At 60.8% G+C, this 1,771-nt stretch carries 5 protein-coding genes; 2 read left to right on the top strand and 3 right to left on the bottom strand.

Going from position 1 to position 1,771, the window contains the following annotated elements; genetic code table 11:
- The coding region (locus tag AC1D01_RS33195) for a hypothetical protein (RefSeq protein WP_477873731.1) at window positions 1-239 on the bottom strand (239 nt) is incomplete at its 3' end.
- Between the two features lie 201 nt (window positions 240-440).
- Here AC1D01_RS33195 and AC1D01_RS33190 point away from each other — a divergent pair.
- Together AC1D01_RS33190 and AC1D01_RS33185 are read left to right on the top strand one after the other, a co-directional pair.
- Entirely contained in the window at window positions 441-662 is a 222-nt protein-coding gene (locus AC1D01_RS33190) for an AbrB/MazE/SpoVT family DNA-binding domain-containing protein (protein WP_169667539.1), read from the top strand.
- 145 nt (window positions 663-807) lie between these two features.
- On the top strand, window positions 808-960 hold the full coding sequence (locus AC1D01_RS33185; RefSeq protein ID WP_477873730.1) for a hypothetical protein: 153 nt from the start codon (window positions 808-810) through the stop codon (window positions 958-960).
- 1 nt (window position 961) lies between these two features.
- On the opposite strand, the gene AC1D01_RS33180 is transcribed toward AC1D01_RS33185, so the two are convergent.
- Together AC1D01_RS33180 and AC1D01_RS33175 are read right to left on the bottom strand one after the other, a co-directional pair.
- Window positions 962-1,357, bottom strand: a complete 396-nt coding sequence (locus tag AC1D01_RS33180) for a type II toxin-antitoxin system VapC family toxin (protein WP_477873729.1) — start codon at window positions 1,355-1,357, stop codon at window positions 962-964.
- The gene (locus tag AC1D01_RS33175; protein ID WP_477873728.1) at window positions 1,354-1,605 is read right to left on the bottom strand and encodes an AbrB/MazE/SpoVT family DNA-binding domain-containing protein; all 252 of its coding nucleotides are present in this window, start codon (window positions 1,603-1,605) and stop codon (window positions 1,354-1,356) included. Before AC1D01_RS33175 ends, AC1D01_RS33180 begins: the two co-directional genes overlap by 4 nt.
- Window positions 1,606-1,771: the final 166 nt, after the last annotated feature.

The raw sequence follows: 1,771 nt of genomic DNA, 5'->3' as shown, positions 1-1,771 counted from the left end.
ATCATGACCAAAGTGCCTTTCTGAGAATTGGCACTCCATGAAGAAAAATCGAATTTCATTCGATCAGGACTGACACCCATCAAATGAGGTGCCACCGAGAACTCCACCTTCTCGAAAAATCGACCCTTACCTTGAGCGGGCACGTTGCTTTTTTCAATATGATTGACATCACCATGATTTCCGAGAAAATGCTTGCCGGACACGATGAGATGCCTGTTTGATGCTGATTTCATGTTCACGTGTGATTGACCATGCGGATGAGTACCACGGCACGTGAAATCGTTCCGCCGAACTCGCGCACCACGTGACCCGGCCTCGGCTTGTGACGGTCAGCAGCGCCCGCCTTCATGTGCCCCAGCACCGAAGGCAGACTCGCGAAATCAGCATCTGCCTTGCCCGGCTCGCCAGCCTTACACTGCGAAGACTTGTAAGGAGTCCCCGTGACGGAATCCACCATCACCTCCAAGGGCCAGACCACGGTTCCGGCCGAGATCCGCGAGCGACTCGGGGCCGTCGCCGGCACGCGGCTCGTGTGGCACCTGATGCCCGACGGCAGTCTCATCGTGCGCGCCAAGACGCGTTCGCTGCGCGACATGGCCGGCATGCTGAAGGCGCCGAAGGGCAAGCGGGTCAGCATCGACGACATGAACCCCTGGCGCTGATGGCCGCGATCGACACCAACGTCCTGATCCGCTACCTCATCCAGGACGAAGACTCGCAATTCGCCATCGTCATGAAGTTGCTGGACGAGTGCGCGCGCGAAGGGCGCCCGCTGTTCGTGCCGGTCACCGTCGCGCTGGAGTTGGAGTGGGTGCTGCGATCGAACTTCCAGGTCGCCAAGCCCGACTTCATCAGCACCCTGTCGCAGTTGCTGCCCTGGCCGCGCAGGCCGGTGAGGAGCCGCTGTGGACCTTCGACAAGAAGGCGGCCAAAGTGGATGGCGCCAAGCTTCTCGCGTGAATCAGAGCAACTGCACGGTGTGCCCTTGTCGGGCGAGCAACGACACCGCTTGCTTGTCGAACGACACGAAGGTTTCCGCACCCAACCAACTGCCCTCGTAGGCCATGATGCCGTCCGCGAAATCGCCGCCGGCCTCCAGAACTGCAAGACCTGCCTCGACGGCAGGCCGGTTCACCGCCACCTTCTCTGTGGCCACCAGTGCCCGGATGGCCGAGGCGATCGAGGCGTCGTCGAAGCGATAGACCTTGCGCAGCACCCAGACGAACTCGCAAAGGCACGGCAGCGACACCGCGATCAGCGATGCTTCGGTCAGCACCTTGTCGGCAATACGCGCCTGTTTCAGGTCATCGCGAACGACGCCCCGCACCAGAACGTTCGTGTCGACGCCGATCCTCATTTCTTGCCGGACCAGCCAGCGGCTGCGGCCTGATTGATCTCGTCGATCGTGGCCACTTTGCGGGTCTTGCCTGCGAGCAATCCGAGAAAGCCTTCGATGGATCCCGTCGGCCGTGCCGCCTTCAATTCGATCCGGCCATCGGGCAGCAAGTCCACCTCGATCTTCTCGCCGGGCTGGATGCCCAGATGCTGCAGAACCTCTTTCCGAAACGTCACCTGGCCTCGGGTTGTGACGGTCAATGTGCTCATGGCGGTACCTCAAATCGCTCGGTAGGTCGTCATCGTAATGCAAAGTTGCCTTACCAAAGGCTCTGCATCGCCTTAGAGATCGACGATCGGTCGCCGCGCAGGCGACGCCCTCTCTTTCCGAGCTAAACTCGCGCCGCCAGGAGAGAGCTTCCAAGCGAAGCCGCCG

Source organism: Rhizobacter sp. P3_B12 (assembly GCF_056402895.1).
The sequence above is the reverse complement of the archived record's forward strand: the minus strand, read 5'-3'. Positions and strand labels throughout refer to the sequence as shown.